This is a genomic window from Moorena bouillonii PNG, from assembly GCF_001942495.1.
Lineage (GTDB): Bacteria > Cyanobacteriota > Cyanobacteriia > Cyanobacteriales > Coleofasciculaceae > Moorena > Moorena bouillonii.
The window spans coordinates 1541000-1542294 of the sequence record NZ_MKZS01000001.1 but is presented as its reverse complement, the minus strand read 5'-3'; the positions used below and the strand labels follow the sequence as shown (position 1 = coordinate 1542294).

Below are 1295 nucleotides of genomic sequence, written 5' to 3'. Positions count from 1 at the left end.
CGATTCCCGATTCCCGATTCCCGATTCCCGATTCCCGATTCCCGATTCCCGATTCCCTGTTCCCTTCTACGAGCTACCACGCTCTGATAGACTTAAGAACTGTAAACAAATAATTAAGAAAATAAGCTCATCTAGCTTTTGGGAGAACGGGCGCTTTGGAAAATACACTAGGTTTAGAAATTATAGAAGTCGTAGAGAAAGCTGCGATCGCATCCGCCAAATGGATGGGTAAAGGAGAGAAAAACACTGCTGACCAAGTGGCTGTAGAAGCCATGCGGGAGCGGATGAACAAGATCTATATGCGGGGTCGCATTGTAATTGGAGAAGGGGAGCGGGATGATGCTCCCATGCTCTACATTGGTGAAGAAGTTGGTATTTGTACCCAAGAGGATGCTGCCCAATTCTGTAACCCAGATGAGCTGGTAGAAATTGATATTGCGGTTGACCCCTGTGAAGGCACCAACCTAGTTGCCTATGGGCAAAACGGTTCCATGGCAGTGCTAGCTATTTCCGAGAAGGGTGGTCTATTTGCTGCTCCTGACTTTTACATGAAAAAGCTGGCAGCACCACCCCAAGCCAAGAATCATGTAGATATCAACAAGTCCGCAACGGAAAATCTTAAAATCCTCTCCGATTGTCTAGAGCGCTCCATTGATGAACTGGTAGTAGTTGTGATGGACCGTTCCCGTCACAAGGACTTGATCAACGAAATCCGGGGAGCTGGTGCTCGGGTGCGACTGATTAGTGACGGTGACGTTTCCGCCGCCATCTCCTGTGCCTTTGCTGGTACCAATATCCATGCCTTGATGGGAATCGGTGCTGCGCCAGAAGGGGTAATCTCAGCAGCAGCAATGCGTGCCTTAGGGGGACACTTCCAAGGTCAGCTGATCTACGATCCCGCCATCGTGAAAACTGGTCTGATTGGGGAGAGCAAAGAAAGCAACCTAGAACGGCTCGCAGAAATGAAGATTACCGACCCCGATAAGGTTTACAATGCTGAGGAACTAGCCTCTGGCGAAACCGTACTGTTTGCTGCTTGCGGTATCACCCCAGGAACCCTGATGGAAGGGGTTCGGTTCTTCCAAGGTGGAGCACGGACTCAAAGCCTAGTTATTTCCAGTCAGTCCAAGACCGCTCGGTTTGTGGACACTGTTCATATGTTTGAACAGCCCAAGTATATCCAATTGAGCTAACTCTTAGGAAGAGGGTAGTCACCCTGTAGGTAAGCTATCAGCTATCAGCTATCAGCTTAAGCGCTACGCGCACGCTACGCGAACAGCTATCAGCTATCAGCT

1 protein-coding gene is annotated in these 1295 nt (G+C 49.4%); it reads left to right on the top strand.

What is annotated here, in order from left to right; genetic code table 11:
- Positions 1-155 precede the first annotated feature (155 nt).
- Positions 156-1193 carry a class II fructose-bisphosphatase gene (glpX, locus tag BJP37_RS06295; RefSeq protein ID WP_075897349.1) on the top strand — a complete coding sequence of 346 codons (1038 nt, stop codon included), beginning with the start codon at positions 156-158 and terminating at the stop codon, positions 1191-1193.
- Positions 1194-1295: the final 102 nt, after the last annotated feature.